Origin of the sequence: Brachybacterium sp. AG952, assembly GCF_004362645.1 — a bacterium.
Taxonomy (GTDB): Bacteria; Actinomycetota; Actinomycetes; order Actinomycetales; family Dermabacteraceae; genus Brachybacterium; species Brachybacterium conglomeratum.
This window is the reverse complement of sequence record NZ_SNXV01000001.1, coordinates 248,852-272,198: the sequence shown is the minus strand read 5'-3', so window position 1 is coordinate 272,198 and position 23,347 is coordinate 248,852. Positions and strand designations below refer to the sequence as shown.

Below are 23,347 nucleotides of genomic sequence, written 5' to 3'. Positions count from 1 at the left end.
GAGTCGCAGTGCGGCCGCAGGGATCCGCGCCCGCGGGACCTGCGGCCGACGTCGGCTCCGGACGGCGGCGTTAGTGATACTACGGGTTGCAGGTACCTGGTGGGAAGCGGACCCTTTCTCGGCGCCCCCGGGTCGCCGCCCGGATCATCCCCGGCGCGGGGTGAGGAGAAGGCGCGCGAGCAGGTCGATCGCGGCGCCGAGCATGCCGATCACGAGGATCACCACGAGCATCTCGTCGTAGGCGAGGCGGTCGCGGGCGTTGAGGATCTCGTAGCCGAGCCCGCTGGTCACGCCCAGCATCTCGGCAGGCACCAGCACCACCCAGGCGATGCCGAGGGCGAGCCGGATCGACTGCAGCACGGCCGGCCGCACCGAGGGGACGAGCACCGTGCGCAGCATCTCGCGCCGGTTCGCGCCGAGGGTGTGGGCGACGGCGACGTAGCGCGGATCGATCGCGGCGACCGCCGCCGCGGTGCCCAGCAGGATCGGCCAGATCGCCGCGGCCGCGACGAGGAAGACCACCGACGCCGAGCCGACCCCCAGCAGCGCCACGGCCACCGGCGCCCAGGACAGCGGGGAGATCATGCGCACGAACTGGACGGGCAGCGCGCTCGCCCAGCGGGTCGGCCGATGCAGGCCGATCAGCACCCCGGCGGGGATGCCGACGGCGGCGGCGATCCCCATGCCGAGCAGCAGACGGAGCGTGCTGGTGACGAGGTCCTGGACGAGCACGCCGGTGGAGAGCAGGGAGGCGAGTGCGGCGGGCACCCCCAGGGGGTCCAGCGCCGCGAGCATGGGACTGCCCGCCCCGCCGACGGCGGTGAGGGCCCACCACGCGAGCCCCACGGCGAGGACGCCGAGCGCGCCCCAGGCCAGGGCCGGACCGCGCTCCGCACGCACGCCGCGTCGACGGCCGGGGCGCCGCGACGCCCCGTCGGCCCCGCGCCCCGCGGGATCCCGGGGACGGGCCTCGGCGGTCGCGCCGTCCCGAGGCGCGGGCCGGCCGGGGTCGTCGGGGTCGAGATCAGTGGGGGCGAGGCTCATGGGGCGATCTCCTCGGGCTGGTCGAGGCCGACGAGGGAGCCGGGGTCGATCCGGCGAGCGGCCTCGCGCAGGGCCGTGTCGTCGACGACGAGGTCGTGGGCGTCGGCGGGGTCGATCTCGGCGAGCGCGCCGAGCGGGGCGTCGAGCACGGTGGAGCGCATCTCGCGGACGAGCTGCGCGGTGAAGCCGGGCCTGAGCACGGGGGTGAAGTCGATGGTCTCGCCGTGCCAGTCGGGGTGGGCGACGTGCGCGTGTCCGGCGCCTTCGCGGTGCATCGCGGCGGCGATCGCGGGCAGGGGCTGGGGGAGGTACGTCCCGGCGAGCTCGGCGGCGACGCCCTCGCGATCCTCTCGGCAGGCGATCTGGGCCCTCACGAGAGCCTCGGCGACGCCGGCGATCTGCTCGGGCGAGCGGCGCAGGAGCGTCCCGGAGGCGACGGTGACGCAGCAGGGATGGGAGCGCCACACGTCGCCGAGGAAGCGGCCGATGGTGCCGGCTCCCGTCGTCTCGCCCATCGCGTTGAACGGGTCGGCGACGGTGTAGCCGCTGATCGAGCCGGCGTCCAGCGCCGGAATCATGTCCGACGGCGCCATCGGCACCAGGGTGACCTCGCCACGGTCGCGAGAGGCGGTGCGTCGCACGACGGGGGTGAGCCCCTCGGCGCGCAGCATCTGCTGGACGATGACGTTGTGGATCGAGAACCATCCGGGCACGGCGAGGGTGGAGCCGGCGAGCGCTCCGAGCTCGGGCACGTCCCGGCCGAGGGTGAGGGCGGAGCCGTCGACGTGGTTCGCGCCGAGCACGGTGATGTCGGCACCGAGGTCCAGACGCATCTGCAGCGCCATCGGGAACAGCAGGTGGACCAGGTCGACGCTCCCGGCCAGCAGTGCCTCGCCCATCGTGGCCCAGGAGCGCAGCCGCACCGGCTCGGCCACCTCGACCCCGGCCTCGGCGAAGAGGCCGCGGGAGTGGGCGATGAGCAGCGGGGCGGCGTCGGTGATGGGGAGGTAGGCGATCCGCAGCGGTCGCTGCGGGGCCGTCCCGTCCCGCCCCGTGCCGCCCGACCCGCTCCCGGCCTGCCCGCCGCGGGGCCCCGGGACCTCGCCGCGGGCGGCGAGGCCGAGCCCGGCGCCGGCGAGGCCGGACAGCGCGAGCGCTCCTCCGCCGCCGAGGACGGCGCGTCGGCTCGGACCCCGCGCGCCCGACGGCGTGCGCGAGGAGCGCCGAGGGGTCACGCGCCCGCCTCGACGACGGCGCCGCGCCGGTAGTGGGCGAGCACCTCCTCGCGGGTGGTGCCGTCTTTCCGCGGGGTCCAGTCGGCGGTGATCCCGCGGGGCCCGTCGAGGTAGACGATGCGGTCGGCGACCACGAGCGCCTCGTCGACGTCGTGGGTGACCAGCACCGCCGAGATCCGCACGCGGGTGAGCACGTCGCGCAGCCAGGTCTGCAGGTCGGCGCGGATCGCGGGGTCCAGGGCGGAGAAGGGCTCGTCGAGCAGCACCACCGCGGGGTCGACGGCGAGCGCCCGGCCGAGGGCGACGCGCTGGGCCTGCCCGCCGGAGAGTTCGGACGGCAGGGCGCCTGCGAGCTCGGCGATGCCGAGGTCGTCCAGCAATTCGGGGACCCGCTCGGGGCGGAACCGGCCGGCGTTGGCGGCGTAGCGGCCGCCGAGGGCGATGTTCTCGGCGACGGTGAGCCAGGGGAAGAGGTCCGGGGACTGCGGGACCAGGGCGGGCAGGCGCGGATCCGCGCCGCGGTCGATGCGTCCGGACTGCGGCTGGTCGAGGTCGGCCAGCAGCCGCACCAGGGTCGACTTCCCCGCCCCGGAGGCGCCGAGCACGCACAGGGTCTCGTGCTCGGCGACCTCGAGGTCCAGGTCCTGCAGCACGGGGCCGGCGCCGCCGGGATAGCGGTGGGTGACCCCGTGGAGCGCGAGGCTGCTCATGCGTGCCCGTCCGTCGGGACCGGGACGCCGGCGCGGGCCAGCAGATGGCGCAGGTGCGTCTCGGTCGGTGACTGGACGGGCAGGAACGCCGCCTCGCGGGCGCGGCGCGAGGTGTCGGAGGCGAGCGCGTAGCCGCGACCGCCGACGATCTTCTGCTCGAGCCGGGTGGCGCGGCCGGTGAGCAGCGCGGCCTCGAGCCGCACCCGCACCAGCTCGGCCGGCCGCACCGCGGAGGCCGCGCGCACGCCCGCGGCGAGTGCTCCGCGCAGGTGCTGCCAGTCCTCGGCCGCCGCGGAGAGCTCCTCGGCGAGGACCTCGCGGGCCACGTCGTCGGCCCCCGCCTCGGCCGCATCCAGGGCCGCCCCGGCGAGGCCGAGGCACATGGCGGTCTGGAGCTGCAGGAACGTGGCGCGGACGTCGTCGCGGAAGGCGGGCAGATCGCGGGTGAGGACGTCCTGTGCAGGGATGCGCACCTCGTCCAGGAGCAGCACGCCGGAGGCGGTGGCGTCCAGTGCGGTGAGGCCGGTGAGCTCCTTGACCCGCACCCCGTCGGAGTCGCGCCGGTGGCGGACGACCGCGCGTCGGCCGTCCTCGAAGCGGACGGGGGTGACGACCCAGCCGCCCGGACGGAGGTTCGAGCACCAGGGCAGCACGCCGGAGACGACGAGCCCGCCGTCCGGGGAGTCGGTCGCGAGCAGCGGGATCTCGCCCAGCCCGGCCTCCTCCTTGAAGGCGGGGGCCATGCCGGAGGCGAGGGCGACGGCCCCGCTCTCCGCGCCCTCCGGCAGCGGGGCGCCGGTCGCCTCGTGGTACTCGATCGACGAGCGGTGGCCCCACAGCGCGAAGGCGGTCGCGGTGCAGCGGCGCGCGAGCGCGTGGGTGAGCTCCGCCGCCAGCGGAAGCGGCGCGGTCAGGAGGTCGAGCTCCCCGAGCGCGGCCGGCCCCTCCCAGAGGTCCGCCTCGGCCCGGTCGACCGCCGCGGCGCTCTCGGCGACGCGGGCGAGCACGGGCTCCGCCGCCGCGGGCAGCGCGGCGAGGCCCAGCCCGTCGCGGCCGAGGGGTTCCGTGCCGTCGCGGCCGGCGCGGTCCGTGCCGTCCGCGGGCACGGCGGTGCGGACGGAGGCGGCGGTCATCAGGCGCCCGTGGTGTCGAGCTCGATCGCGCCGAGCGCCCAGATGCGGTCGATCGGAGTGGAGACCGCCTCGCGGGCGCGCACGACGGCGTCCTCGTCGGGCGCGTCGTAGAAGCACAGGCACTTCGCGGTGTCCTCGCGCACGTAGGTGCGCAGGAAGCTGGTCTCGGGGACCTCGGCGTACTTCGGGGCGTTCGCTTTCTTGCGGGCGAGGTACTGGTCCATGGTGATCTCAGCGGGGATGTCCCACTCCACGAGGTAGCCGGCGCCGCGGCGCAGGGCCTTGATCTCCTCGAGCTCGGCGCCGACCAGGCGCACCTCGTCGGGGCCCTGGACCTCCTCGGCGACCTCGCGCACCGCCTCGCCGACGGCGGCCGCGGCCTCCGCGGAGCCGGCCTCGACCACGGTGAACAGGCGCGAGTGGTCGGCGGCGACCTGCGACTCGATGATCTCGGCGGCCTCTCCGTCAGCGGCGCCGAGGAGGGCGTCGAGCACAGCCTGGCTGCCTTCGCGGGTGGCGGAGGAGGGGGCGATCTCGAGCAGGAACAGCGACATGGGGGCACCTTTCGTCGTCCGCTCCGACGCCATGACGGGCCGAAGCATTGCTTATGGTGGCCATCAGAATGGCACAGAGTGCGGTGCCCTGTCGCCCCCGCGTCCACGGACGGACCGGCTCAAGAGGGGCCGGCGGCCTCCGCCTCCGTCGTCATCCGCGCCACGTGCAGCGCGAGATAGGAGACCTCGTCCTCGGAGAGCCCCTCCCCCATCCGCAGCTGCACGATCACGGCGAGCTGCTCGGCGGTGCGAGTCTCTTCCGGATAGGCCTGGCGGATGGTGCGGCTGATGAGGGACTGCTCTCCGGCCAGCTGTCGGTGCTGCTGGATGCGCACGAACATGTAGCGCACGTGGGTGATGAAGCGGGCGGCGGCCATCGAGTGGCGGTCCAGCTCCAGCCCGTAGCGCTCCCCCACGATCGCGAGCATCTGCTGGATCACGCCGGTCATGGTGTACGTGAAGGAGAGGTCGCCGGTGGAGAACCCGGCGTTGACGAGGTGGAGGGCGAGCGCGGTCGCCTCGTGCTCCGGCAGGAGCGGGTCGACCAGGCGGTTCACCTCGTCCAGGAGGCGGCGGGCGCGGTCGTACTCCTCGGGGTAGAGGGTCTGGACCTCCACGCGCAGCGGGTACTCGATCTCGATGCCGCGGCGCAGCCGGTCGAGGGCGCCGGAGACGTGGTCCGCGACGGCGATGGCGAGGGTGGGGCGGTCCGATTCGCCGTCCTCGATCCCGGCCTCGCGCAGTGCGATGACGACGGCGCGCAGCACCTCCTGGTCGATCATCGCGAACGCCTCGGCGAGGTGGTCGGGGTCGCGGCCGTCGGCGGGGACGAAGACCTGCACGATCTTCGCGGGGTCGACCTCCTGGCCCACCTGGGCGCGGAAGCCGATGCCGCGCCCGGTGAGGATGACGCCGCGATCGGCGTCGTCGCGCGAGAGCACCACGTTGTTGTTCAGGACCCGCAGCACGCGCATCGGCTCCGCACCCTCCTGTCGCACTCTCCTGGCGCACTCACCTGGCGCTCCTCGTCCTCGAGGGGGCCCGCCGCGGCGGACCGTCGCCGGTGCGCGCACCCTCTGCTGGGAGGGTACGCGCACCGGCCCTCCGGCTCAGCGCCGGGCGGTGAGCACGGCGTCCCCGACGGCGACCTCGCCCGCGGGGGCGGGCTCGACCGCGGCGAAGGTCGCCGTGTTCGGGACAGTCACCAGCGTGATCGGGTCGAAGCCCGCGGCGCGGATCGCCTCGAGGTCGACGACGGCGAGCAGGTCGCCGGCGGCGACCTTCTGCCCCTGCTCGACGCGGACGTCGAAGCCCTCGCCCTGCATGGTCACGGTGTCGATGCCGACGTGGACGAGCACCTCGGCGCCGCCGTCGGCCAGGAGCCCGAAGGCGTGGCCGGTCGGGGCGACGGTGGCGAGCAGCCCGTCGGCCGGGGCGAGGATCCGCCCGTCGGCCGGGATGATGCCCACGCCCTCGCCGAGCGCGCGGGAGGCGAAGACGGAGTCGGAGACCTCGTCGAGGCCGACGAGCCGGCCCGCGACCGGCGCGCCGATCACGACGGCGCCCGCGGAGGAGCCGGCGGCCGGGGCGGCATCCGACGCGGCGGACCCGTCGGCCGGGGTCGCGGATCCGCCCGTCGAGGCTGTGCCGTCGGCCGCGGAAGCACCGCCGGCCGACGGACCGGCGACGGGACCCGCGGACCCGGCGGCCGCAGCGGCACCCGCGGGGGCGCCGACGGTCGCGAGCTCACGCTCGGCCCCCGCGGCGTCGGCGGCGTCAGCGGCGGAAGCGCGCGCGGATTCGGCGGGTGCCGCGGCGGCCTCGGCGGCGTCACGGGCGGCGTTCGCCTCGGCGCGCTGCTCGGGGGTGCGGTAGTCGGAGAGGAACACGAGCACCATCGCGAGCACGAAGGCGACCGCGATCGCGATGACGTAGGTGAGCATCGGGTCGAACACGGGGATCGTCAGCAGCGAGGTGAAGGCGAACACGGAGGTGTTCACCCCGCCCAGCAGGCCCACCACCAGGCCGCCGGCGAGGCAGCCCACGAGCATGCGTGGGTAGATCCGCTTGAAGCGCAGGTGAATGCCGTACAGGGACGGCTCGGAGATGCCGCCGAACAGGCCCGCGGCGAGCGCGCCGGTGGCGGTCTGGCGCATCTCGGTCTCGCGGTGGCGGATCGCCAGCAGCAGCACGCCGGCGGTCGCGCCGAAGCAGGCGAAGTTCCATGCGCCCATGGGCCCCTGGATGAAGTCGTAGCCGAGGGCGTTGATGTTCTGCAGCATGAGCGCGTTCAGCGGCCAGTGCAGGCCCAGCGGCACGAGGAACGGGTACAGCAGCGGGATGAGGATCGCGAAGACGAGCGGCGCGTTGCCGTTCAGCCAGGCCAGGCCCGCGCCGAGCCCGTTGCCGGCCCAGATGCCGAGCGGGCCGATGAGGAACGCGGTCACCGGGATCATCACCAGCATCGCGAGGAAGGGCACGAAGACCAGCTGCACGTTGGCGGGGAAGACCTTCTGCAGCCCCTTGTAGACCAGGGCGAGCAGCGCCACCATCAGCAGCGGCACGAACACCTGGCCGCCGTAGTCGTTCAGCTGCATGGGCAGGCCGAACACGGTCGCGACGCACTGCTGGGTGCCGAGCAGCTCGTTGGTGGTGCAGGTGACGCCGGGGGCGGTGCCGTCCAGCAGGCCCATGTAGTCCGGGGTCATCACGGCCGCCATCACGGCCGCTCCGACCCAGCCGTCGATCTGCAGCTTCCGCGCCGCGTTGAAGGCGACCATGATCGGCAGGAAGTACAGCACCGAGCGCCACATCGCGTCGACGAACACCCAGGTCGCGGACTTGTCCTCGGCGCGGAAGTCGATCATCCCGACCGCGTCGAGCACGGAGGCGATCGCGATGATCAGCGAGGCGCCGAGCAGCACGCCCATGAGGGGGCGGAAGGAGTCGGAGAGGTACTCGAAGAAGCTGTCGAGCCAGGACCACTTCCCGCGCGCCTTGGAGCGGATCGCGGCCTTGACCTCGGCGTCGGTCTGCGGGCGGGGGCTGCCGCCGGCGGCCATCGAGGGCAGGGCCATGATCTGGGAGTGGACCCCGGCGACGGCGCCGCCGATGACGACCTGGAAGCGGTCGCCGGACTGCGGGACCGTGCCCATGACCTCCGGCAGGGCGTCCAGCGCCTCGCGGTCCACCTTCGCCCCGTCGTGCAGCTGGAAGCGCAGCCGGGTCGCGCAGTGGGTGAGGCTCTCGATGTTCTCGGGGCCGCCGACGCCGCGGAGGATGTCCTCGGCGGTCTGGGCGGTGGTCCCTGGGGAGGAGCTGCTCATGCGGCGTCCTCGCCCCCTTTCGTGGAGTGGTCCGGGCTCGGCGTCGGGCGCGGACCTGGGTGCGGGCAACAAAAAAGACCCGGGGCCCTGCCGGGTGCGTCATGGCGCGCGGCACGGTCCCAGGTCTTGCTCCCCCGCCGGGACGGGGGATGACAATCCGGTGAACGCTGAGGTTCGACGAGGACCTTAGCAGGATCCACGGGAAGCGCAAGGGGCGGGACGGGACTACCCTCGCGAGCATGTCAGCGCCCCGCACCGATTCCCACCCCGACGCCCGGTCAGCGCGACCCGCGTTCACGATCGACGTGCCCGCCCCCGCCGACGCACCGGGCCTCGCCCGGGTGCACGTGCGCGGCTGGGAGGTCGCCTACGGGCACGCCCTCTCGGGCGAGGAGTGGTTCGGCGAGCCCGCGATCGCGCGGCGCCTCGAGCACTGGACCCGGTGGCTGACCCCGGGCACTCCGGAGGCCGACGAGGGGTCGTTCCGGGTCGGGCGCGACGGGGACGGGGTCCCGGTCGGCCTCGCCGCCTCCTGGGCGCCGAGCGAGGCGGAGCCGGCGCGGGAGCGGGAGCTGTCGGTGCTGTACGTGCTGCCGGAGTGGCACGGCACCGGCATGGCGCGCGCCCTGGTCACAGCGCTGATCGGTGAGGAGCCGGCGAGCCTGTGGGTCGCCGAGGACAACGCCCGCGCGCAGCGGTTCTACGAGAAGCTCGGCTTCGCGCCCGACGGGGTCCGGCGCGTCGACGAGCAGTGGCCCGAACTCCCGGACCTCCGCATGGTGCGCTGAGCCGGCGCGGCCCCGGGGACAGGCCCCGCCGGGAGGTCCTGCCGCCCGGCCCGTCCCGGGCAGTTCCCCCTGGGCAGTCCCGGGCAGTTCCCCCTGGGCAGTCCTCCCCATGCAGTCCTCCCCATGCAGTCCTCCCCGTGCAGTCCTCCCCATCGCCGCCCTCGACGATCCGTCGTAGCGTCGGAGCACGTCGTCGACCGGCAGGGGGCCGGTCCGCTCGTCCGAGGGGGACATCATGACCAGCACGCTTCTCACCCGACGCGCCGCCCTGGGCGGCCTCGGCCTCTTCGCCCTGGCAGGCTGCGGCCTGATCGACCAGGAGCCGCCCGCCGAGCGAGACCGGAAGGACGAGGAGGACCCCTCGGACGACGAGCGGGACCAGGACCAGGAATCCGACGGCGACCAGGAGGAGCAGTCCGAGGAGCCGGAGGAGGAGGTCGAGTCCGAGGAGGAGGTCGAGGAGGTCGACCAGGACGAGGAGTCCGAGGGATCCGCCGCCGGCGCCGAGGGGGCCGAGGCGCAGATCGGCGTCACCTTCACCGACCCCGAGCTCGGCGACGAGCTCCGGATCATCTCGGTCAAGCGGGACATGCCCTCCGAGTCCGCCGCGGACCGCATCGCGGACGGCTGCGAGGTGTTCTGGCTGCAGATCGAGTTCACGCCCACCGGCGAATGGGGAGGTGCGCTGTCGACCAACGAGTTCGTCATCGACGACCACGGCGAGGTGCAGCGCGCGAACAGCGGCCTGAGCGACGAGATCTCCGCCGAGGGGCTCACGCCGCTCGAGCTGCCCGCCCGCTCCGACGGCGCGACCGGCCCGATCTGGATGGCCTTCGCGACCTGGGGGCAGCGCCAGGAGTCCTACTCCGCGGCGTACATCCGGCCCGCCACCGAAGTGATCGGCGAGGACCGCACCCTGCCGGAGTTCCGCTACGACTTCGACATCCCCGCGGCCTGAAGGGGCCGCGCCCTCAGCCCCCGAGCAGGACCGAGTCCGCGGTCAGGGCACGGCAGCGCTCGGACAGCGTGATGCCGAGCCCCGGGCGGTCCGGGACCAGCATCCGGCCCTCCCGCGTCTCGAGTCGCTCCTCGAACAGCGGGTCCAGCCAGTCGAAGTGCTCGACCCACGGCTCGCGCGGGTAGGCGGCGGCGAGGTGGAGGTGGATCTCCATCGCGAAGTGCGGGGCGAGCTGCAGGCCGGTGTGGTCGGCGAGGGTCGCGAGCCGCAGGAACTGGGTGATCCCGCCGACGCGGGGCGCATCGGGCTGGATGATGTCGCAGGCCCGGGCGTCGATGAGTCGCACGTGCTCGGCGACGGAGGCGAGCATCTCCCCGGTCGCGATCGGGGTGTCGAGGGCGTCGGCGAGCTGCCGGTGGCCCTCGACGTCGTAGGCGTCCAGCGGCTCCTCGATCCAGACCAGGTCGAACTGCTCGAGCCAGCGTCCCATGCGCAGGGCGGCGGGGCGGTCCCACTGCTGGTTCGCGTCGACCATCAGCGGGGTGTCCTCGCCGATGGTCTCGCGCACGGCCTCGACGCGCGCGCGGTCCACGGCGGCATCGGGGTGGCCCACCTTGATCTTGATCCCGCCGATCCCGGCCTCGAGGGAGCGCGCGGCGTTCTCGCGCACCTCCTCGAGCGGGGCGGAGAGGAAGCCGCCGGAGGTGTTGTAGGTGCGCACGGAGTCGCGGTGGGCGCCGATCAGCTTCGCAAGCGGGAGGTCGGCGCGCTTGGCCTTGAGCGCTGCGCTACGACCGCGAGGTGATCGACGCGATCAGCTGCTCGGTGCCGCTCCCCCGCCACTCCCCCGCGCACGAGGCGGAGATCCTCGCCGCGCTGCGCGCCGCGCGGGACCGCATCGAGGAGTCCGCGCCGGCGCCGGCCTGAACCGGCGATCCCGCGCCCCGGGTGCTGCTCCTCCCACCCGCCGGGACTCCACCTCCGCGCCGCGGTCCGCCCCTCCGACCTCGCCCCCATCCGCCGGGGCCTCGCCCCCGCGCCGCGGGTCGGACCGCGCCCGCTCGAAGATCCTCCCGCGGGTGGACGGCGACGTCCGCCCGGGCGGACGCGCCCGACGCACCCGTCGACGGATCGTAGAGGCATGAAGAACGCGACCATCGCCACCAGCCGCACCCGAGCCACCTCCGACCACCTCATCGCCTACCGACCCCTCCCCAGCGCCTGGGGCGACGTCGATGCGCTGCACGCCGTGCGCGAGCGCCGGGCGCTCGCCGCCGCCCAGGGTCTCGACCCGAGCACGCTGGGCCTCCCGGCCCTGCTCGCCACGACGCCCGATTCGGCCGACGGCTCCGCCGCCGCTCCGCGCCGGGCCCCTGCTCACCGCGCCCCGCGTCGGGGCCTGTGGTCCCGCCTGCTGGGCGGCGACGGGACCCCGCGCCAGGTCCGCGGCGGAGGCCAGCACCTCGCGGCCGCCTGAGCCGGCCGTCGACGTCGCCCTCAGCTCCCCGTGCGTCCCGACGCGTTGGTCGGCGCGGGGAGGGCGGGACACGCGCGCGCCGCGCCGTGCGACGGCCTACGATCAGTGCCATGACCAGCGCCTCGGACCGTCTCGCCGGCGAACGCCTCGACTACCTCGCCGGCTCCCTCGCGGACGCCGCCCCCGCGGACCCGCTCGCCCTGTGCGACGCCTGGCTGCAGGACGCCTTCGCCCGCCGCGACTCCCACGGCGACATCACCGATCCGACCGCCGTGGTGCTCTCCACCGTCGCGCTCGACGCCGACGGCGCACCCCGGCCGCGCTCGCGGACCGTGCTGCTGAAGGGGCTCGACGCGCACGGCGCGGTGGTCTATACGAACCTCGGCTCGGACAAGGCCCGCGAGCTGCGGGCGACGCCGCGGGCCGCTCTGCTCATGCCCTGGTACCCGCTGCAGCGACAGGTGCGGATCGAGGGAGCGGTCGAGGAGGTCTCCGCGGCCGAGTCCGACGCCTACTGGGCCACGCGTCCGCGCGGCTCCCAGCTCGGGGCCTGGGCCTCGCACCAGTCCCGGGAGATCGACTCGCGCGACACCCTGGAGGAGCAGTACGCCGAGGTCGAAGCGCGTTTCGACGGGGGCGACGTGCCGCGTCCGGAGTTCTGGGGCGGGCTGCGGATCCGTCCGGAGCGGATCGAGTTCTGGCAGGGCCGGGCGCACCGGGTCCACGACCGGATCGTCTACGAGAGGTCGGCCGACGACGCGGGCGCCGGCGACTGGACGCGGCACCGCCTGCAGCCCTGAGACCGGGACCCGACGCCGGCACGGCAGCACGCGATGTCGGTGCCGCGGGCGCCGCCGCGCGATGCCGTCGCGCGCATCGCCCGCTCACCCCGGAGGGCGCAGGAACCGCTCCGGGGCCTCGAGGAAGCTGCGCCAGGTGCGGACCAGGTCGAGGTCGTCGTAGTCGGCCCGGCGCAGCCCCCACTCCCCCAGCTCGTACAGGTCGGCGTCGGGCAGCGCGGCGAGGACCGGTGAGTGGGTGGACAGCACGATCTGCGAGCCGGTGTCGGCGATGCCCTGCAGCAGGTCGAGCAGGGCGAGGCATCCGCTGAGGGACAGCGCCGACTCGGGCTCGTCCAGCAGCCACAGCCCGCGGATCCTCGAGCGCTCCTCGACGAGCGCGAGGAAGGACTCGCCATGGCTGCGCTCGTGCATCATCCCGCCGACGCCGATCTCCTCGTAGTACGTGAACAGGGAGTGCATCGTCTCGGCGCGCAGGAAGAAGCCCGAGCGCGGGGCGCCGGCGCCGCGCACGAGCTGGAGATGCTCGACCAGCGGCGACTCGGTCCGACGAGTCGCATGCATCGCGCCGGTCCCGCCGCCCTCGGGGTTCAGCCCGAACGCGCCGGCGAGCGCCTCCACGAGGGTGGACTTCCCGGCGCCGTTGTCGCCGGTCAGCACCGTGATCGGTCCGAGTGCGAGGCCGTCGCGGAGCACCTGGCGGATCGGGGCGAGGGTCGCCGGCCACGCCGCATCCGCGGGGGCGAGGGGGTGCTCGCGCAGCTCCCGCACCGGCAGGGCCGGGGTGTCGAAGGGCGTGCGCGGGGGCCCGGGCTCGTCGAAGTCGTCGCCGAAGAGGCCGTCCATCAGCTGCTGCTCGCCTCCGCTCTGCTGTCCGTGGCACTATCCTTCGGCTCGGCCGGCCAGGCCGCTCCCGCGGGGCCGTCCATCACACGCCGAAGGCGGGCGGGTAGACGATCTGCCCGCGCGGCGTCGGACGTTCGGGGTCCAGGGCGAGGGCGAGGAAGGCCTCGTCGGGCACGTCGAACGGGGCGGTGACCCCGAATCCGGAGGCGGGGGTGAAGCCGAAGCGGGGGTAGTACTCGGCATGGCCCAGCACCACGACGAGGTTCTCGCCCTGCTCGCGCGCCGCAGCGAGCGCGGCGCGGATCGCGGCCGAGCCCGCGCCGCGTCGCTGCTGCGCGGGCAGCGTCGCGCAGGGGGCGAGCGCGAGCACGGGCTCCCCGCCGACGTGCGCCCTGGTCAGGAGCGCCTGCGCGACCGGTCGCGGGTCCCCGTCGGCGTGCGCGATCCAGGAGAGTCCCTCGATCCAGGCCTCCCCGTCGGCGCGGAGCGCCTCGACGAGATCCGCCTCCTCGGGGGTGGGGAAGCCGGCGACGAGCAGGTCGCGCAGCGCGGCGGCATCGTCGTGCCGCTCCGCGCGGGTGCGCCATGCGGCAGGGACATCCGGCGCCCGGGCGGAGTCGTGAGAGCTCATGGTGCCAGCATGCACCGTCGTCCGGACATCCTTCCCGAGGACCGCTACCCTCGTGCACGCCCCTCCCTCCCCCGATCCCTGCGAGGTCCTCCATGTCCCAGCCGCGCTCCCGCACCCCGCTCGTGCTCGGCATCATCGGCGGAGTCGCGTGCCTGGGCCTCGTCCTGGTGCTGGTGATCGGCGGTGTCGCCGGCTACCTGATCCTGCGCGAGGGCTCGGATCCCGGCACCGGCACCGCCACCGAGGAAGGCTCGGCGGAGGGCGCGGAGAGCTCGACCGGCTCCGGCGAGGTCGTGGCACCGCCCGGGGCGTCGGCCGACCAGCCCTATCTCGAGCTCAGCACCAGCGACGACGGGCCCGTGGTCGACGTCTACCTGGACTTCCTGTGCCCGCACTGCCAGACCTTCGAGGCGACCCAGGGACCTGACCTGCAGGAGATGGCCGAGGCCGGGGAGATCACGCTGCGGGCGCACCCCCGCCCGATGCTCGATGCGACCTCCTCCCCCACCGGCTACTCGGGCCGCGCCGCCAATGCCGCGCTCTGCGCCGCCGCGGAGGACCCGGCGAACTGGTATCCGGCGTCGGCCGCGCTCTTCGCGCAGCAGCCCGGCTCCGCAGGACTTCCCGATGAGGAGCTCATCGGCATCGTCGGGGAGGCCACGTCGGTCGACATCTCTGACTGCCAGGCCGAGGGCACCTACCTGCCCTGGCTGGAGCAGGTCGTCGAGCCGGAGGCCCAGCAGGCCGTCCCGGGCACGCCGGCCGTGCTCATCGACGGCGAGCAGTTCAGCGGCGACCTCACGAGCTCGGGGTCCGTGCGGAAGGCAGTCGAGGCGGCCTGAGCACCGCGCGCCCGACCGACCGCTCGGGAGCGCGCGAGCACGGCCGGAGATGCCCCCGGTCACTCCCCGCACCTCGTTCGGTGTCCCCCCGGCGACGCCCGGGCGAACACCTGAGGACAGTCCATCTCCAGCCCTGGGTTCTCCCCGGGGCCGGTCCTACCGTGGAAGCATGCAGACCGAGACCTGGCACTCCCCCGTCGGCCTCACCCACGACGCCGGGTGGGAGCTCGACGTCCGACGCACCCTTCCCGCCCCGACCTCCGAGATCTGGCAGCGACTGCTCGCCGAGTGGCTCCCGCAGTGGCTGGGCCTCGAGTCCGTCCCCCAGATGGTCGGTGCCCCGGTGCGTCGCGGGGGCCGGGTCCACGGCCGGGTTATCGGCTGCCATGTCGGCCGACGCGTCCGCCTGCGCTGGACCCCCGACACCCTGGACCACGAGACGGTGTTCCAGGTGACGCTCCAGGAGGCCCCGGAGTCCCTCGGCCGGGCCACGATCCTCGAGATCCATCAGGAGCGCCTGCTCGGCGCCGCCGAGCGACAGGGCCTGCTGGACCACTGGAACCTCGTCCTGGACGACGTCGTCGCCGCCCACGGCCGCGAGCTCGCCGGAGGCCGCCTCGACCTGCAGGGCTGAGAGCCCGGCAGTCAGCCCTCGTCGCGGTCAGCCCTCGTCGACCTCGTGGCCGATCGCGCCCTCGCCGTCGGGGATCTCGGCGTGCTCGCGCAGCACCTCGATGCGGGCCACGTCGATGTCCACGCCGCCGGAGATGCCGGTGACCGTCCCGTCGAAGCGCAGCTGCCACACGGCCCAGTCGCCCTGCATGGGGCGGCTGCTCGCGGAGAACAGCCAGTCGGGGCGTGAGTCCGTGACCGGCAGGCCGTAGTGGTCGCGCCACTCCGAGGAGGAGTAGATCAGCAGACGACGGCCCCAGGCCTTCTCGACGATCGCCGTGAACGCGTCAACCTCGGCCTGCGCGTCGACCGCGCCGGGCCGCTCCTCGCAGGCACCGTCGAACTCGAGGTCGAGAGCGGGCGGGAGCGCCGAGTCGTCGGGCGGGGCCGCGGCGAGGAAGTCCTCTGCCTGGTCCGCGCCGGAGGAGCAGAGCGTGAAGTAGTGGTAGGCGCCGGGGACGACCCCGGCCGCCTGCGCGCCGTCCCAGTTCTCCTGGAAGCGGGAGTCGACGAAGCCCGCGCCCTCGGTCGCCTTGATGTACGCGAAGCCGTACCCGTCGGAGGCGACCGCCGCCCAGTCGATCTCCTCCTGGTGGGCGGAGACGTCGATGCCCATCACCTCGTCGGGCGCGAGCGTCGTCTCCGCGGGCAGGTTCTCGAGCGCGGCGGCGTCGGCCGAGGTCGCCGTGACCTCCATCGCCGCGTCGTCCGCGGTGAAGGGCGCCGGATCGCTCTTGGCCGCCTCCTGCCCGCCCCCGCCGAGGCCGCGGATCACCGAGACGGAGCATCCGCCGATGACCAGCACGAGCAGCAGCGCGAGGGAGCCCGCGACGATCTGACGTCGGCGGACCTGCTCAGGCGTGAATCGTGGCACGCACCGGACGCTACCGGAGCAGGCCAGGCCGTCGCGGGAGACGTGCCGGGCGGGAGCGGAGGAAGGACAACGCTTCCCGGCTCGCGGCGGGGTCAGCGGGCGAGCCGGGTCAGTATGCGAGTCGGGTCAGTGTGCGAGTCGGGTCGGCACGGGAGCCGGCACAGCGCGCGAGTCGGGTCAGCGCGCGAACAACTCCGCGAAGGCGCGCAGGAGCCGCGGCGGCTGATCGGCCTCGACGTGCCGCAGCTCGGTGAAGATCTCCTCCATCTCGTCCGGCGAGAAGTAGCCGTGGTCGCGATAGGCGCGGGCCCGCTCGATGATCGAGGGGACATCCAGCTCGGGATGGAACTGGGTCGCGTACTGCCTGGTCCCGACGCGGAACATCTGCACCGGTGCGGTGCGTCCGCTCGCGAGCGCGGTCGCGTGCGGGGGCAGCGTGTGCACGGCCTCCTTGTGGCCGACGAGCCCGAGGAAGGTGTCCTCCAGCTGCGCGGCGCGGACCAGCGGGTCCTCGCGACCGGCCTCGGTGAGGGTGACCTCGACGGCGCCGAGCGGCTCGCCGTGGGCGCGGTCGATGAGGGCGCCCTGGTGGCTGCCGAGGGTGCCGATGCCGTAGCAGGCGCCGAGGAAGGGGACGTCGTGGGCGATGACCTGGTCGAGGACGCGGTCGATCTCCGCCTCGGCCCGCAGCTGCGCCTCGCTCTTGGAGTCGACGGGGTCGGAGACGGTGAAGGGGCTGCCGCACAGGATGATGCCGGAGATGTCGTCCATCGCGAGGTCAGGGAAGGGGTCGCGGTCCAGGCGCGCCCAGAGCAGGTCCTGCTCCTGGAGGCCGGTGAAGTCGAGCACGGCGGCGCGCTCGGTGGCGGCGACGTCGTCCTCGGGACGGGTGGCGATCTGCACGAACGGTTTCACCAGCGCATCGTATCCACTGGTGCGCGGTGCTCCCGGCCGTCCGTGCAGGCTCCTGCATCGCCGGTGATCGACGGCTCCGCGGACGTGCCGCCGGGCCGTGCCGCGGCGCGTCGGCGCGCTGCGGTCCTGTCTGCGCGCTGCGGTCCTGTCGGCGCGCACCGCGGTCCCGCCGGCCGGGCCGGCCTCTCCCGTAGTCTGCGCGGCGTCGACGACGCTCATCGAGGAGATCCCGTGACCGCTTCCCCTGCTCTTGTCCTCGCGCCGCCTCCCGCGGCCGTCGAACGGCCCGCCGTGCTGTGCGCCGAGCGGGTGCTCTCCTCGTGAGCTCACCGGCTGCGCTGGTCGCGGGACATCCGCTCCCGGAAGGGCTTCGGGCGGCGCAGGACCCGGCGCTGCGCGCGTGGCTCGCCCGCCTTCCCGCGCTGGTCGACGACGTGCTGGAGCGGTGGGAGCTCAGGGCGCTGCCGCCGTTCCGACCGGGCGGTTCGAGCGCCTGGGTCGCGCCCGTGCGCACCGCCGACGGGGACGAGCGGGTGCTGAAGGTGGCGTGGGCGCATGAGGAGTCCCGCGACGAGGCGGCAGGGATGCGGGCGTGGCAGGGGCTCGGGGCGGCGCAGCTGCTGCGCAGCGAGCGGCGGGGTGACACGGCGGCTCTGCTGATGGAGCACGTGCGGCCCGGGGTGCCGCTCGCGCGCTGCCTGACCTGGCCCGAGCGGGACGAGGTGGCCGCGGCGGTGCTGCGTCGGCTCCGTGTCCCGGTCGACGAGCTGCTCGGTGGGGACGACGATCCGGTCGCCGACTCCACCGCCCCCGCCCCGTCCTCGTTCCGGCCGCTCGCCGACATGTGCGCGTGGTGGGCCGACAGCGCCGCCCGGCGGCACGCCGAGGCCGTCCCGTCGCTGCTGCCGTCGGGGCTCGTCGAGCACGGCCTCGGTCTGTTCCGCGCGCTGCCCCGGGACTGGGACGGGGAGCAGATCCTGCTGGTCACGGACCTGAACCCGGGCAACATCCTCACCCATGACGGGCCGGAGCGGTGGCTGATGATCGATCCGAAGCCGTACATCGGCGATCCGCACTACGACGTGCTGCAGCACATGCTCAACGACGGGGAGCGCCTGGTCGCGGATCCGGGGGCGTTCGCCGATCGGATGGCTGACCTCGCGGGGCTGGATCGTCGGCGGACCCGACGGTGGCTGCTGGCCCGCTGCGTGCAGGAGGCCGGGGAGTTCGGTGACGCCGCATCGGCGGCGCTCCGCCTCGCGGCCGACGGCGTCGAGTGACGCTCCAGGGTCCCTGCGGCCCGCGGGGTCGAGTGACGCTCCAGGGTTCTTGCTGCTGAAGGGGTCGAGTGACGCTCTAGAGCCGCCGCTGCTCACCGCTCGGGCCGTCGTCGGACCCGCCTCCCGGCTCATCGGCTCGTCCTGACGCCGCACCCCTGTCCGATGCTGCGCCCTGGCCCGACGCCCCGCCTCGTCCCGAGGATCCGCTCCGGCCCGATGGCCCCCGCAGCGGCGTCGGCCCGGTCTCCCGCACTGCGCCGGAGTGTCCGGTCCAGCGCACCCGGTGCCCGGGCAGGGCGGGGCTCTCGACCCGTTCGACTTAGGCGGCGAGCTGCTCCTTCTTATTGCAGTGGGCGCAGAGCCCCTGTCCGTTGTTGAGGCTGGTGGGGCCTCCGCGGGAGACGGGGACGATGTGGTCGTACTGGCGGATCTGCGCATTGCAGAACGGTCCGCGGCAGGTGGTGTCGCGCCGACTGAGGAAGCGTCGCATCGCGGGCGGGAAGGGCCGCGAGGCGGAGTCCATCGCGATGAGCTCGTCGGCCGTGGGGTGGGCGTAGAGGCGTCGCAGCGTCGCCCGCACCTCTTCGCCGTCGGGGCCGAAGGGATCGCGCTCCCCCTCAGCGGGCGGGGTCGTGCAGGCCAGGAGCTGCTCGCGCACCGCCTCGGCCGGCACGGCGCCGTAGCCCTCGAGATGGGCGACGTCGCCCGCATCGGGACGGAACAGGGCGCGGTCGGTGATGATCACGCCGACCTCGAGCGTGACGGGCGGCGGCGCCCCCTCGCCGGGGCGGAGCACCGTGTCGACCAGGACGTCCGCCATCACGGCGGAGTGGCCGCTGCGGTCCCCGGCGGCGCGTCGGCGCTCCGCCTCGCGGCTGAGGCGGCGGTGGATCTGCTGGGCGTCGAGAGCGGAGAGCCGCGCCGTGAGGGTCGCCATCCCGTGCTGGCCGGGGGTCATCGTGACGTGGCGGTCCCTGCGCGCCCGGCGGTGGCGCAGCGCCGCACCCTCCGGGTCGAGCTCCCCGGCGACGGCCGCGACCGCGTCCCGCCACCTGCGGGTGCCCGCGCCGTCGAGCTCGGGGAGCCGCTCGCCGAGGATCCGATCGACCTCGCGGGCGAGGTCCGGCTCCAGCACGGCGGAGGCATCGGCGACGGCGTAGGCGGCATCCCCGGCGATCTGCCCCGCGGCCAGCGCGGACATGATCCGCGGGAGGGTCGCGACGAGACGCCGGGCGGAGGCGAGGGTGCGGCCGGCCATGTGCGGGGAGCGGCGGGTGATCAGGGAGATGTCGGTGACGGTGGAGCCGTCGGCCGCCTTCTCGACGCGGCTGCGCGAGGGGGTGGCGGCATCCTCGTGGGCGGCGTCGTCGCGCGCCTGCTCCCAGCGCTCGCGTCGCGTCGTCTCCTGCAGGGCGACCACGGCGCGGGCCTCGAGGGAGTCGAGCGCCCCGCGGGAGGCCTGGATCGCGCCGAGCAGGTCGGAGAACTCGCGGCGGGGACGGCCCTCGGTCGTGAACAGATCGGCGGGGTCGCCGGCGAGCCCCTGGAGGAGGAATGCCAGGTCACCGAGGTGTTGGGCGAGGCCGACGGGGTCCGTGCGGCGCAGCGCGGCGAGGATCTCCTCGGGGGCGTCCTCCCCCGAGGAGCCCGGGAACCACGGTGCGCTCGTCATGCCTCCATACTTCCGGCGCCGGTGCCGGAGGGCCAGGCAGGGGCCGGAGATGGGGACGGAGAGGCGGTGTGGAGGAACGGTCGGCGGTAGGGGCGCAGACGAGAGCGGGGTGAGGAGTGGAGCAACGGTCCAGCGCCCAGGCGACGCCGGCCTCGCCCACCGCCCAGCCCCGGGTCCCACAATGGAGGCATGACGACTCTCGCAGACTTCACCGCCACCACCCTCTCCGGCACCGAGCAGGACCTCGGCGAGCATCTCGGCTCGGTCGTGCTCGTGGTCAACACCGCCAGCAAGTGCGGGCTCACCCCGCAGTACGAGGGGCTGCAGGCCCTCCACGAGCGCTTCGCCGACCGCGGGCTCACCGTGCTGGGCTTCCCCTGCGACCAGTTCAACAACCAGGAGCCCGGCACCGACGACGAGATCTCCGAGTTCTGCCAGGTCAACTACGGCGTCACCTTCCCGATGTTCTCGAAGATCGAGGTCAACGGCGAGGGCGCGCACCCGCTGTACCAGTGGCTGACCGCCGAGCACGAGCTCGAGGGCGGGCTGAAGATCCCCGCCGGCGACATCGAGTGGAACTTCGGCAAGTTCCTGCTGGACCGCGACGGGCAGGTGCTGCGTCGCTGGTCGCCGCAGACCACCCCCGACGAGATCGCCGACGACATCGAAGCCGCGCTCGGCGCCTGAGCGGCCGACGGCCGGCCGGGGTGCCGACCCCGAGGGCTCCGGGCGCCACGGCTCCGGGCGCGACGACTCAGTGCGTGACGACCTCGGGCGCGGACCCGACGGCCTCGCCCCGAGGCCGTCGGCCCGGCGCCGCCGGGCTCACCCGGGCAGCGACCACCCGTCGGCGACGACGGCGTCCCGGTCCCCGGGCCGATCGGTGTCCACGAGCACCTGTCTCCGGTCCAGGACCCGCAGCCGCCCCACCCAGGCGCCGAGGCCGCGTGTGGAGCCGTCGGTGGTCAGGGCGAGCCGCACCTGCACCTCGCCCGAAAGCGGACCCGACGCATCCACCAGCGGGAACGTCCCCGTCCACGCCACGCGCCGGCCCCAGCCGGTGATCGTCCCGTCGGGGATCTCGACCGGCTCCTGGTGGCGGGCGGTGAGGCGGCCCGGCAGGGGCGTCCAGCTCTCTCCCCCGTCGGCCGAGACCTCGAGGACCAGCAGGTCGTAGGCGGTCTCGAGGTGCGCGAACAGCTCCGCCTCGAGCACCGGCTCGCGGCCGGGCAGGTCCGCGGAGATCTCCAGGGTCGCCGTGGCGGCGTCACGGTCCCCGGCGCGCCAGCCTGACCGCACGCTCTCGGGGACGACCCCGAGCGCATGGGCCACGCAGGTGGAGACCTCGCGACGGGTGACCGAGGTGGTGGACCACTCGCGGGTGGGGTGCACCGAGTTCGTCAGCAGCACCACGACCGTCTCCGTGAGCGGGTCGATGACCAGCGAGGTGCCGGTGAAACCGGTGTGCACGCCGCTGTACGGGCTGGTCAGGCCTGCGTGGTAGAACCAGGCCTCGAGCTCCGGGCCGAGGCCGCGCCGCGCGCCGCCCACCCCGGTGATCTCGGCGATGCGGTCGGTGAACATCGACTCGACGGTGTCGGGCTGGAGGATGCGCGCCCCGCCGTAGATCCCGCCGTGCAGGAACATCTGCGCGAACACGGCGAGGTCGCGGGCGGTGGAGAACACCCCGGCATGCCCGGCGACGCCGCCGAGGGAGTAGGCGTTCTCGTCGTGGACGTGCCCGTGGACGAGCCTGCCGTAGTACTCCACGTACTCGGTCGCGGCGATGCGGTCCTTCAGCTCCGCAGGCGGGTTGTACATCGTCTCGTCCATCCCGAGCGGGCCGGTGATGTGCTCGCGCACGTACGCGTCGAGGCTCGTCCCGGAGAGCTTCTCGACGATGAGCCCGAGCGTGATCAGGCCCAGGTCGGAGTAGACGTACTTCGTGCCGGGCGGGGTGCTCGGCGCGACGGTGAGCACCGCGTCGATCCGCGAGGGGATGTCCGGGAAGGCGGAGTAGAGGTTGATGAAGGCGGGCAGTCCGCCGACATGGGTGAGCAGGTGCTGGACCGTGACCTCGCCCTTCCCGTTCTCGGCGAAGCGCGGGAGGTGGTCGGCGACGCGGTCCTCGAGCGACAGCAGCCCCGCCTCGACGTGCTGCATGACGGCGGTGGCGGTGAAGATCTTCGAGATCGAGGCGAGGTCGTAGATCGTGTCGGTGCGCGTCGGGATCCGCTCCGCCTCGGGCAGCTCGGTGCTCGCGTCCTGCCAGCGCAGCGCGTACCCGTCGGCGTGCTCGTAGGCGATGCCGCGCTGCGAGGCGACCAGGAGCGTGGCGCCGGAGAAGCGGGGCGGGTCGTTGTCGAGGCCGGCGCGGAGGATGCCGGGCAGCTGGGCGAGCACGTCGGCGTCCAGGCCGACGTCGGCGGGCTCGACCTCCTCGAGCGTCTTCGAGGAGCCGCGCCGGTTCCAGGGGTGGGGGTGGGGTCCGCCGGGCCGCCATCCGGGAGCGGAGGCGGCGGCCTGCTTCTCGGGGCGCTCCTTGCGCGGCGCGGGATCGCCCATGGCGTGGGCGGCGGTGGTGAGGCCGACGGCTCCGGTGCAGGCGGCGAGCGCCCCGGCGGTGAGGCCGACGCGACGGGTGATGCCGGGCTGATCGGTGCGGGGCTGATCGGTGCCGTTCTGGTCGGTGCCGGGCTGGTCCATGGGGCTCCTTCGCATCGGGTCCGTCGCGCGGCCGGGGGCGTCCTCGATGACGCCGCACGTCCGTCTCCGCTGCTCGGACCGGGAGGCACGCAGGCTCCGCTCCCCCTGGTCGGGAGCCTCGCGCGCCGCCGACCAACCTATCCCCAGCCCTGTCGTGTGGCAACCGTCACACGCCGGGTGCGGGGGCGCGGGCTCGTCGTCGGCTCCGCAGGTCAGCGACCGCCGACGGGGCCGCTCCCCCGCTGGGCCGCCCGCACCTCGCGCAGGCCGAGCGCCAGCAGGACGATCGAAGCCGCCCTCAGCCCCGCCACCACCAGGTCCCCGAGGATCTCGAGGATTCGGGCGACGAGCACGACGCCGTCGGGGAATCGGTCCAGGTCACCGGAGACGTCGATGCCGAAGAGCAGACCGAGCAGGACCGGGGCGATGGCGAGCACCCCGCCGATCCAGAGCCGGCTCCCGCGACGGGCATGCACGATCACGACGATCGACAGCACCAGCGCCGCGACCCAGAGGGCCAGGCTCCCGAGCGCCAGAAGTGCAACGACGGCCCCGAACGTGGCCCGACCGCCGGGGTCGGCCAGCAGCCCGGTCCACGTCTGGAGGGGCCGACCCGCCATGAGCAGCTCCAGGAGCAGGCGCACGAGGCCGCTGAGCACCATCACGGCCATCACCGCGATCAGGGCGTACGCCGTGCGGACCGGAGGTTCGGACAGCGCGGGCGGGACCGGTCCGCGCGGCGGCCACGACTCGCTGCCGGGCGGAGGCACCGGTGCAGGACCGCCCGGACTCCACCCGCCCGCTCCCGGCCCGTAGGCCCGGTGGCCTTGGGCTTCCGGGCCGACCGGCCCCGGCCAGCCCGGTCCCGGCCCCTGGGCGCCCGA

At 74.3% G+C, this 23,347-nt stretch carries 23 protein-coding genes and 1 pseudogene; 9 read left to right on the top strand and 15 right to left on the bottom strand.

The annotated features are described in order from the left end of the window. Positions 1-144: 144 nt before the first annotated feature. From DEU31_RS01270 to DEU31_RS01240, 7 genes are all read right to left on the bottom strand, one after another. Positions 145-1,044: an ABC transporter permease gene (locus DEU31_RS01270; RefSeq protein WP_133675187.1), complete on the bottom strand. Its 900-nt coding sequence runs from the start codon at positions 1,042-1,044 to the stop codon at positions 145-147. Then, complete coding sequence (locus DEU31_RS01265; RefSeq protein ID WP_010549154.1) at positions 1,041-2,279, bottom strand: ABC transporter substrate-binding protein; 1,239 nt, start codon at positions 2,277-2,279, stop codon at positions 1,041-1,043. Before DEU31_RS01265 ends, DEU31_RS01270 begins: the two co-directional genes overlap by 4 nt. After that, complete coding sequence (locus tag DEU31_RS01260; protein ID WP_010549153.1) at positions 2,276-2,989, bottom strand: ATP-binding cassette domain-containing protein; 714 nt, start codon at positions 2,987-2,989, stop codon at positions 2,276-2,278. Before DEU31_RS01260 ends, DEU31_RS01265 begins: the two co-directional genes overlap by 4 nt. Next, positions 2,986-4,122 carry an acyl-CoA dehydrogenase family protein gene (locus tag DEU31_RS01255; RefSeq protein WP_133675185.1) on the bottom strand — a complete coding sequence of 379 codons (1,137 nt, stop codon included), beginning with the start codon at positions 4,120-4,122 and terminating at the stop codon, positions 2,986-2,988. The genes DEU31_RS01260 and DEU31_RS01255 overlap by 4 nt, the downstream gene beginning before the upstream one ends. Continuing rightward, entirely contained in the window at positions 4,122-4,676 is a 555-nt protein-coding gene (locus DEU31_RS01250; protein WP_133675183.1) for a DUF4242 domain-containing protein, read from the bottom strand. Before DEU31_RS01250 ends, DEU31_RS01255 begins: the two co-directional genes overlap by 1 nt. Before the next feature lie 119 nt (positions 4,677-4,795). After that, positions 4,796-5,674, bottom strand: coding sequence for a PRD domain-containing protein (locus tag DEU31_RS01245; RefSeq protein WP_239639316.1), 879 nt, complete (start codon positions 5,672-5,674; stop codon positions 4,796-4,798). Between the two features lie 111 nt (positions 5,675-5,785). Further along, positions 5,786-8,002 carry a glucose PTS transporter subunit IIA gene (locus tag DEU31_RS01240; RefSeq protein ID WP_133675181.1) on the bottom strand — a complete coding sequence of 739 codons (2,217 nt, stop codon included), beginning with the start codon at positions 8,000-8,002 and terminating at the stop codon, positions 5,786-5,788. A 239-nt stretch (positions 8,003-8,241) separates the two neighbouring features. Here DEU31_RS01240 and DEU31_RS01235 point away from each other — a divergent pair, with 239 nt between their 5' ends. Both DEU31_RS01235 and DEU31_RS01230 read left to right on the top strand, forming a co-directional pair. Then, positions 8,242-8,790, top strand: coding sequence for a GNAT family N-acetyltransferase (locus DEU31_RS01235; protein ID WP_010549148.1), 549 nt, complete (start codon positions 8,242-8,244; stop codon positions 8,788-8,790). 235 nt (positions 8,791-9,025) lie between these two features. Further along, positions 9,026-9,748 (top strand): hypothetical protein, encoded by a 723-nt coding sequence (locus tag DEU31_RS01230; protein WP_133675179.1) that lies wholly within the window; start codon positions 9,026-9,028, stop codon positions 9,746-9,748. A gap of 13 nt (positions 9,749-9,761) precedes the next feature. Here the strand turns inward: DEU31_RS01230 and DEU31_RS01225 are convergent. After that, positions 9,762-10,529: pseudogene (locus DEU31_RS01225) on the bottom strand (mandelate racemase/muconate lactonizing enzyme family protein); the annotation flags it as partial. Positions 10,530-10,549: 20 nt separating this feature from the next. On the opposite strand from DEU31_RS01225, the gene DEU31_RS17240 reads away from it, so the two are divergent. The 3 genes from DEU31_RS17240 to pdxH all read left to right on the top strand — a co-directional run bounded on the left by DEU31_RS17240 (position 10,550) and on the right by pdxH (position 12,025). Next, on the top strand, positions 10,550-10,675 hold the full coding sequence (locus DEU31_RS17240) for a hypothetical protein (RefSeq protein WP_275039368.1): 126 nt from the start codon (positions 10,550-10,552) through the stop codon (positions 10,673-10,675). A gap of 214 nt (positions 10,676-10,889) precedes the next feature. Further along, the gene (locus DEU31_RS01220) at positions 10,890-11,225 is read left to right on the top strand and encodes a hypothetical protein (protein ID WP_010549145.1); all 336 of its coding nucleotides are present in this window, start codon (positions 10,890-10,892) and stop codon (positions 11,223-11,225) included. Between the two features lie 110 nt (positions 11,226-11,335). After that, positions 11,336-12,025 (top strand): pyridoxamine 5'-phosphate oxidase, encoded by a 690-nt coding sequence (gene pdxH, locus DEU31_RS01215; protein ID WP_010549144.1) that lies wholly within the window; start codon positions 11,336-11,338, stop codon positions 12,023-12,025. An 84-nt stretch (positions 12,026-12,109) separates the two neighbouring features. On the opposite strand, the gene DEU31_RS01210 is transcribed toward pdxH, so the two are convergent. Both DEU31_RS01210 and DEU31_RS01205 read right to left on the bottom strand, forming a co-directional pair. Then, positions 12,110-12,871: an AAA family ATPase gene (locus DEU31_RS01210; RefSeq protein ID WP_133675177.1), complete on the bottom strand. Its 762-nt coding sequence runs from the start codon at positions 12,869-12,871 to the stop codon at positions 12,110-12,112. 82 nt (positions 12,872-12,953) lie between these two features. Beyond that, positions 12,954-13,502 (bottom strand): N-acetyltransferase, encoded by a 549-nt coding sequence (locus DEU31_RS01205; RefSeq protein ID WP_133675175.1) that lies wholly within the window; start codon positions 13,500-13,502, stop codon positions 12,954-12,956. Between the two features lie 92 nt (positions 13,503-13,594). Here DEU31_RS01205 and DEU31_RS01200 point away from each other — a divergent pair, with 92 nt between their 5' ends. Then, positions 13,595-14,344 carry a thioredoxin domain-containing protein gene (locus tag DEU31_RS01200; RefSeq protein WP_010549141.1) on the top strand — a complete coding sequence of 250 codons (750 nt, stop codon included), beginning with the start codon at positions 13,595-13,597 and terminating at the stop codon, positions 14,342-14,344. 169 nt (positions 14,345-14,513) lie between these two features. After that, positions 14,514-14,978 carry an SRPBCC domain-containing protein gene (locus tag DEU31_RS01195; protein ID WP_133675170.1) on the top strand — a complete coding sequence of 155 codons (465 nt, stop codon included), beginning with the start codon at positions 14,514-14,516 and terminating at the stop codon, positions 14,976-14,978. A gap of 27 nt (positions 14,979-15,005) precedes the next feature. On the opposite strand, the gene DEU31_RS01190 is transcribed toward DEU31_RS01195, so the two are convergent. Together DEU31_RS01190 and DEU31_RS01185 are read right to left on the bottom strand one after the other, a co-directional pair. Continuing rightward, a complete protein-coding gene (locus DEU31_RS01190) occupies positions 15,006-15,890 on the bottom strand; it encodes a GH25 family lysozyme (protein WP_133675168.1) in 885 nt (294 codons plus the stop codon). Between the two features lie 177 nt (positions 15,891-16,067). Beyond that, on the bottom strand, positions 16,068-16,805 hold the full coding sequence (locus tag DEU31_RS01185; protein WP_010549138.1) for a glutamine amidotransferase: 738 nt from the start codon (positions 16,803-16,805) through the stop codon (positions 16,068-16,070). Between the two features lie 320 nt (positions 16,806-17,125). On the opposite strand from DEU31_RS01185, the gene DEU31_RS01180 reads away from it, so the two are divergent. After that, positions 17,126-18,085, top strand: coding sequence for an aminoglycoside phosphotransferase family protein (locus DEU31_RS01180; protein WP_133675166.1), 960 nt, complete (start codon positions 17,126-17,128; stop codon positions 18,083-18,085). 319 nt (positions 18,086-18,404) lie between these two features. Here the strand turns inward: DEU31_RS01180 and DEU31_RS01175 are convergent, their stop codons facing one another. Further along, complete coding sequence (locus tag DEU31_RS01175; RefSeq protein WP_243733661.1) at positions 18,405-19,757, bottom strand: HNH endonuclease signature motif containing protein; 1,353 nt, start codon at positions 19,755-19,757, stop codon at positions 18,405-18,407. A gap of 189 nt (positions 19,758-19,946) precedes the next feature. On the opposite strand from DEU31_RS01175, the gene DEU31_RS01170 reads away from it, so the two are divergent. Further along, the gene (locus DEU31_RS01170) at positions 19,947-20,444 is read left to right on the top strand and encodes a glutathione peroxidase (RefSeq protein ID WP_133675164.1); all 498 of its coding nucleotides are present in this window, start codon (positions 19,947-19,949) and stop codon (positions 20,442-20,444) included. Between the two features lie 138 nt (positions 20,445-20,582). Here the strand turns inward: DEU31_RS01170 and DEU31_RS01165 are convergent, their stop codons facing one another. Then, the gene (locus tag DEU31_RS01165; RefSeq protein ID WP_133675162.1) at positions 20,583-22,463 is read right to left on the bottom strand and encodes a serine hydrolase; all 1,881 of its coding nucleotides are present in this window, start codon (positions 22,461-22,463) and stop codon (positions 20,583-20,585) included. Positions 22,464-22,675: 212 nt separating this feature from the next. After that, entirely contained in the window at positions 22,676-23,134 is a 459-nt protein-coding gene (locus DEU31_RS01160; RefSeq protein WP_133675160.1) for a hypothetical protein, read from the bottom strand. Positions 23,135-23,347 lie beyond the last annotated feature (213 nt).

Bases quoted from the DNA above. Each gene is read 5' to 3' on its own strand.
- DEU31_RS01255 (WP_133675185.1), bottom strand. From the start codon at position 4,122: ATGACCGCCGCCTCCGTCCGCACCGCCGTGCCCGCGGACGGCACGGAC.
- DEU31_RS01260 (WP_010549153.1), bottom strand. From the start codon at position 2,989: ATGAGCAGCCTCGCGCTCCACGGGGTCACCCACCGCTATCCCGGCGGC.
- DEU31_RS01250 (WP_133675183.1), bottom strand. From the start codon at position 4,676: ATGTCGCTGTTCCTGCTCGAGATCGCCCCCTCCTCCGCCACCCGCGAA.
- DEU31_RS01230 (WP_133675179.1), top strand. From the start codon at position 9,026: ATGACCAGCACGCTTCTCACCCGACGCGCCGCCCTGGGCGGCCTCGGC.
- DEU31_RS01165 (WP_133675162.1), bottom strand. From the start codon at position 22,463: ATGGACCAGCCCGGCACCGACCAGAACGGCACCGATCAGCCCCGCACC.
- DEU31_RS01205 (WP_133675175.1), bottom strand. From the start codon at position 13,502: ATGAGCTCTCACGACTCCGCCCGGGCGCCGGATGTCCCTGCCGCATGG.
- DEU31_RS01195 (WP_133675170.1), top strand. From the start codon at position 14,514: ATGCAGACCGAGACCTGGCACTCCCCCGTCGGCCTCACCCACGACGCC.
- DEU31_RS01170 (WP_133675164.1), top strand. From the start codon at position 19,947: ATGACGACTCTCGCAGACTTCACCGCCACCACCCTCTCCGGCACCGAG.
- DEU31_RS01235 (WP_010549148.1), top strand. From the start codon at position 8,242: ATGTCAGCGCCCCGCACCGATTCCCACCCCGACGCCCGGTCAGCGCGA.
- DEU31_RS01175 (WP_243733661.1), bottom strand. From the start codon at position 19,757: ATGACGAGCGCACCGTGGTTCCCGGGCTCCTCGGGGGAGGACGCCCCC.
- pdxH (WP_010549144.1), top strand. From the start codon at position 11,336: ATGACCAGCGCCTCGGACCGTCTCGCCGGCGAACGCCTCGACTACCTC.
- DEU31_RS01160 (WP_133675160.1), bottom strand. From the start codon at position 23,134: ATGGCCGTGATGGTGCTCAGCGGCCTCGTGCGCCTGCTCCTGGAGCTG.
- DEU31_RS01240 (WP_133675181.1), bottom strand. From the start codon at position 8,002: ATGAGCAGCTCCTCCCCAGGGACCACCGCCCAGACCGCCGAGGACATC.
- DEU31_RS01200 (WP_010549141.1), top strand. From the start codon at position 13,595: ATGTCCCAGCCGCGCTCCCGCACCCCGCTCGTGCTCGGCATCATCGGC.
- DEU31_RS01270 (WP_133675187.1), bottom strand. From the start codon at position 1,044: ATGAGCCTCGCCCCCACTGATCTCGACCCCGACGACCCCGGCCGGCCC.
- DEU31_RS01220 (WP_010549145.1), top strand. From the start codon at position 10,890: ATGAAGAACGCGACCATCGCCACCAGCCGCACCCGAGCCACCTCCGAC.
- DEU31_RS01210 (WP_133675177.1), bottom strand. From the start codon at position 12,871: ATGGACGGCCTCTTCGGCGACGACTTCGACGAGCCCGGGCCCCCGCGC.